The sequence below is a fragment of the Aeromonas lacus genome (assembly GCF_000764665.1).
Taxonomy (GTDB): Bacteria; Pseudomonadota; Gammaproteobacteria; order Enterobacterales; family Aeromonadaceae; genus Aeromonas; species Aeromonas lacus.
The window spans coordinates 1-1172 of record NZ_JRGM01000086.1 but is presented as its reverse complement, the minus strand read 5'-3'; the positions used below and the strand labels follow the sequence as shown (position 1 = coordinate 1172).

The following is a 1172-nucleotide window of genomic DNA, read 5'->3' as shown; positions in this document are numbered from 1 at the left end:
CACTAAGATTATGGAAGCGGCGCGCTTTTATTTCATAACGGATCTCTGGACGAATAGCCCTCACGATCAGATTACTATCTACTTGCAATGGGAAATTAATACTTCCATTTGCTCGCGCATTCATAGGGGTACTTTCTATGACCTCTTGTTTTCCTGATATCCTCAAGTGGAAATATCGTTCATATTTTACTTTATCCTTGACTACGATATGAAAAAAAACTTCTTGCCCTGGTTTTAATGTTACTGAGCCTGGGGATATGTTCAGATCAGACGCCTCACTATCTAGCACTCGGTAACCTTGCATGGGAAACGTTGTCTCTTGTGCAGTTAAGCGAAACGACATATCAACTTTACTTGTATTTTTAACCGGTAGAGTCACTTCAGATTCAAAATTATTCATCTCTATAAGTGGTGGTAGCTGCATCGCCATTGCACTTTGAGTCAAGAACCACAATCCTACAACCCCAAAATATCTATACATAACATTCATTATTCCAAATTTTTAATTGGTTGAATGGGGCAGATTTATCTGCCCCATAAACTAAACTATGAAAAATTGAAACGCTAATTCAGGCTGCTTTGTTTTGAAAAAGCAATTCAAAGGAAATAGTACCTTTGCCAGTTGCATTTCCAGCCCAAAACCGATTTCTCTCAAGAGTGAAACCAGAAGAACCATCGTTCATAACGAAGCGCAATCGGCTATTAAGCTCCATACTCTTTGAGCCTTGAGCAGGATCAAATGCTGTTTGTTGCCAATACCCATCATCGATACGTAGGGGTGATCCGCTACAATCATTGTTGCGCTTAGCCCATTTACCTGCGCCCCCTTGCTCATATTCCAACCAAGAAGGAACTGGAATATGCTCATCATTATCAGAGAGAGAGAAAGCACACACTGGCTGCCTCTTAGGTTTTGCCTGAGAGTTACCACTCACCTTGACCTGCACTGACAACGCATCGGTTGCACGACTGACCAGATAGGCCTTACGTCGTTCTGAGGTTACCTGCATGAGAGAATATACCGATGGTGGCATCATGTGGTCATAGTCGACTTTGAGCTTATAATCAAACACAACATCCTGACTAGACGCTCCAAACTCACCCGATTGAGTTGTAGGGCTGGTGGAAGTAACTGAGAACACCACTGTCTGGGCAATATCATGGTTTAACAC

The 1172-nt window shown here is 42.2% G+C and carries 2 protein-coding genes; both read right to left on the bottom strand.

The features are described 5' to 3' along the window. A partial coding sequence (locus LG31_RS20890) for a hypothetical protein (RefSeq protein ID WP_152598345.1) occupies positions 1-445 on the bottom strand: 445 nt, incomplete at its 3' end. Positions 446-569: 124 nt separating this feature from the next. Further along, a partial coding sequence (locus LG31_RS21200) for a hypothetical protein (RefSeq protein ID WP_161785975.1) occupies positions 570-1172 on the bottom strand: 603 nt, incomplete at its 5' end.